We start from the raw sequence: 2,003 nt of genomic DNA on the forward strand, positions 1-2,003 counted from the left end.
GCGTTTAAGGGTCTGTTGTTAGACTAGAATCTTCTTCCAGTTACCTTTCCGAAACCAAACCATGGATATAACCGCGAGCGTGACCTCAGCCAGCATCAAGACGAAGAACATGGTCGACATAGTACAACTGAGTCATGCTTGATGTATTGGACCGCTAAGACGGGGGAAGGATTACTCAATACCATAAGTGGTTGTACTGTCCCTTCATTAGACGAACAATGCATCAATGATTTGAAAGTAAATGGTGGCAAATAAGTTTTTACCTAAACTTATTTTTTATAATTCACCTGATACCTCCAATAGCTGATTGCTCCCAAGACAAACACACCGAATATCGTATAATAAATAAACGAAGGAGTTATTACCTGAGCGCCACTGGCATAACTATGCAACCCTACCAAGTAGAAATTCACCCCGAAATAGGTCATCATAATACTGCCAAATGCCACTACGCTGAGAAAGCTAAAGAGCCATCTTCCCCGCATACCAGGGACCAAACGCGCATGAATAACGAAGGCATAAACCATTATGGAAATCAAGGCCCATGTTTCCTTTGGATCCCAGCCCCAATAACGGCCCCAACTTTCATTCGCCCACTGTCCCCCAAGAAAGTTTCCAATAGTAAGCATGACCAAACCTACCATCAAGGCCAATTCACTGATCGTTGTCAGCTCTTTTAGATTTAGCTTCATTCGCTTTTTGTTCTTTTTATTGGTAAGTATGATCAGAATCAGGGAAACCACCCCTAAGATCATACCCACGGTCAAGGGGCCATAACTTCCAACGATAACCGCTACATGGATCATTAACCAATAGCTGTCGAGCACGGGCACCAAATTCGCAATCGCTGGATCGACCCAACTTTGGTGGGCTATCCATAATAACATGGCGGTAACAAAAGCGGATGCTGCGATGGTCATGTCACTTTTGCGTCCCAATAACAATCCCATACCCATGGTTGCCCAAGAAACATAGAGTATACTCTCATAGGCATCGCTCCAAGGCGCATGGCCCGAAATATACCAACGCAAGACCAAGCCAGCGGTATGCCATAAGAAAAGGATAATAACAGTGCCCTTAAAGAAATACGTTCCTATACGCCAAATTTCGCGCTCTTTAAAGATTTGGAAAATAAGAACAAAGAACATCAGAATACCTACCAGTGCATAGATTTTATACAGGTGATTGAATATGTTCAGTTTATTATAGATGACCTCGGTTTTGATTTTGGTTTCCGATGGCAAAACCTCATTCCCATGATTTAGTTGATTTCTTTTAAAAGCGTTCAACAATTTATCGGCCTCGGAGTAATCCCCACTTTCCTTCGCATTGTTCAATGCCATTATATAATATGGTAGGGCATTCTTGATAAAATTGGAATACAATGAGTCAGCTACCTGAAACTGTCCTCCGCGATATTCCACAGCGGATACCCACTTGTTGTTCTCATCGTTCAATAGTGGGAATATCTTCAGTATTTGTCCACTCAAGGCCTGGTCCAGCAGGCTTAGGCGAATATTGGCATCCTTATAGTCCTGTTCAAATTTGTTGGGGTTGTTCGTAGCGGTCGCCGCTCTTAGGAAAGGCTCTAGTTTGTATTGGCCTTTATTGTCGAAAAAATCGATGGCCTTTACGTACTTCTGCCCTTTCGGAACCCCTATGATCTTACGAATACTATCGTTTTGTGCTTTTTTATCGAGCGCGATGAATTCAACATTGTACCATAGGGAAGGATTCATCATCATCGACAGGAATACCTGATCGGAATTCATATCACTATACCTATCTTTCAAGCTCAGTTTTCGTAGCAATTCCGATGAAAAGGTGTTGATGGGTTTCATTCGGCCCCCTTCATCCTGGACCACCAATTTTCCAAAGCGTTCGGCATGTTCCTTATCTACCTTATTCGCCATCAGCACAGAATCTATCTGTTCCCGTGTTGGGCGTTTCGAATGATCGTGGCCATCAGTATCGGAATGTTCCTGCGCATAGGAATTTACCAT

The 2,003-nt window shown here is 43.0% G+C and carries 1 protein-coding gene; it reads right to left on the reverse strand.

Annotated features, from left to right (window positions below; translation table 11 throughout):
• Positions 1–269 precede the first annotated feature (269 nt).
• The coding region (locus tag WBM98_RS02230) for a cytochrome c biogenesis protein (RefSeq protein ID WP_424364392.1) at positions 270–2,003 on the reverse strand (1,734 nt) is incomplete at its 5' end.

Origin of the sequence: Maribacter sp. (assembly GCF_049667165.1) — a bacterium.
Taxonomy (GTDB): Bacteria; Bacteroidota; Bacteroidia; order Flavobacteriales; family Flavobacteriaceae; genus Maribacter_A.